This window comes from Mesorhizobium sp. B1-1-5, assembly GCF_006443065.1.
In the GTDB taxonomy this organism is placed as follows: domain Bacteria; phylum Pseudomonadota; class Alphaproteobacteria; order Rhizobiales; family Rhizobiaceae; genus Mesorhizobium.
Window position 1 is genome coordinate 1 of sequence record NZ_VFWS01000342.1, and the last position, 1,541, is coordinate 1,541.

At 61.6% G+C, this 1,541-nt stretch carries 3 protein-coding genes; all 3 read right to left on the reverse strand.

What is annotated here, in order from left to right; genetic code table 11:
* Window positions 1-236 precede the first annotated feature (236 nt).
* On the reverse strand, window positions 237-821 hold the full coding sequence (locus FJ980_RS31145; protein ID WP_181181371.1) for a hypothetical protein: 585 nt from the start codon (window positions 819-821) through the stop codon (window positions 237-239).
* Complete coding sequence (locus tag FJ980_RS31150; protein ID WP_140547382.1) at window positions 740-1,294, reverse strand: hypothetical protein; 555 nt, start codon at window positions 1,292-1,294, stop codon at window positions 740-742. Before FJ980_RS31150 ends, FJ980_RS31145 begins: the two co-directional genes overlap by 82 nt.
* On the reverse strand, window positions 1,294-1,541 hold a 248-nt coding region (locus tag FJ980_RS31155; RefSeq protein ID WP_246676647.1), incomplete at its 5' end, for a GcrA family cell cycle regulator. The genes FJ980_RS31150 and FJ980_RS31155, both read right to left, overlap by 1 nt.

Genomic DNA, 1,541 nt, shown 5'->3' on the forward strand with positions numbered 1-1,541 from the left:
GATCGAGCCCGACGTCGGCTTCGAGCCAGCGGCGCCATATGCGAAGCCAAGGCGTCTGGCCGCGTCGATCGCGAGAATGCGTGGAGCCGTCATCCCAGGTCCTCGTGCCCGTTCGGGCTGATTGGTGGGCGTCTCTCCGCCCTGTTACGCCGATGGTGTTGCGCTGTTGCTCGGGAGGCTCCTAGGAGCTTTGACCCTCACGCTGGGAACACGACGTCTTCCCGCTGCCTCTGAATTCAGTGTGGCGCGCCGGCACCGCCGGCTTTGTTCCACTCGTCATCGGTCATGCTGCCCTTGACGGCATTGACGACGGCCGATGTGGTCTCGTCCGGATCTTCATCGGCTTCCTCGCGCTGCACCGCGGCGGCGCCGAGACCGAAGCTGGCGAAGTTGTCACCTAAGGCGGTACGGATATCCGTTGCGAACTCGCGATCGTCGTCTTCCAGACCGTCGACCTTGCCGTCGGCGCGCTCGATCATGGCTTCGGCCTTACGCTTTAGCTTCTGCGCGTCGACGATCGCCCGGATGACGCCCTTGTTGACGCCGTGCTTTTTCGCGTCGGACAGGATCTCTTTCTGATCCGCGTCGGTCGCCTTCTGGATTGCCCGCTTCTTCACCTTGAATTCGGCGTCGAGAACGCGAAGCTTCTCTTCGCGCTCCTGCTCGAGACGATCGAACTCCTCGACGAAGGAACCCGCCTCGGATGGCGATGCTCTATTGGGCCTCTCGTGGATAGCGGTCACGCTGATATCCTTTCCTCGGTCGGGACCTTGATCCCGTTCGATCGCTTGTTGAGGTTTTGTTCGGCCATCGTTGCCCACCGACAGTTCGATGGCTCGTAGTTGCCGTCATTGTCGGGCCAGCGATCAACGGTGTGATCAGGCGATGGCTTCGGCCCCATGTCGGCAACGAAGCATTCGAGGCCGGTCATTCCACCCTCACCGTTCAGCCAGCGGTCGCAGATAGTGATGCCGCGGCCGCCGTAGAGACGGTAATTTTCGGAGTTCGGGTTGAAGCATCGCTGCTTCATGCCAGACCATGTCTTCGCCAAATCAGGCGCCGTCTTGGCGTAAGCGCCATGCTTAAGGCTTCGCTTTAAAGTCTTCTCTTTGCGAAGGCATCCGCACGAGACGGTTGTACCGTCGCGCAAACAGGCCGTGCGAACTTCTTTCTCGACGCCGCAGTCACAACGGCAGTGCCAGACAAAAGCCCCTGTAGGAATTCTGCGGCTCGGGGCCAGAACAACGAGACGACCAAAGCGGACGCCCACCAGCGGCAATCTCGGATTAGCCATCAGGAGATCCTTTCCGCCGATCGAAGACCGGCGTGCTGACGGATGGTTGGTGGGGTGTAGGAGAGCCGCCGATGCGCTTCGCAGTAGGAGCGCTCAGGCTCCTTCGTGGCCCCGCAGGCGAGAAGACCTTGACCGTTGGTGCCGTCCACCGGCCAACGGCAACCGGCGGAGCCGAAGGCGACGGGATCAACACCGGGGATGGGGTGAAAGGCGTCTTCACGCTTGATCACGATGCCCGGCGAAGCTG

Coding starts and splice junctions, on each gene's coding strand:
- FJ980_RS31150 (WP_140547382.1), bottom strand. CDS start 1,294: ATGGCTAATCCGAGATTGCCGCTGGTGGGCGTCCGCTTTGGTCGTCTC.